This window comes from Bacteroides sp. CAG:633 (assembly GCF_000435115.1).
Lineage (GTDB): Bacteria > Bacteroidota > Bacteroidia > Bacteroidales > Bacteroidaceae > Bacteroides > Bacteroides ndongoniae.
The window spans coordinates 1-224 of sequence record NZ_FR883125.1 but is presented as its reverse complement, the minus strand read 5'-3'; positions in this window follow the sequence as shown (position 1 = coordinate 224).

The window sequence follows — 224 nt, the reverse complement described above, 5'->3', positions numbered from 1 at the left end:
ACAATACCTTCACTACCCTCATCTTCTTGTTTCTCCGTTTCTACATTTAGCAATTCTTTGATTTCGGAACAGAGGTTATATACTGCATCCAGCGTGTGGATAAAATCGCTGTTTTTCATTTCTTTCATTTTCGTATCTTTTTTGTTATTACCAGCTTATTCTTCTCTTTTTCTTCTTTTTCAACTTCCGTTGAAAGGTAGCTTCCGCATTTTCATCAGCATAGT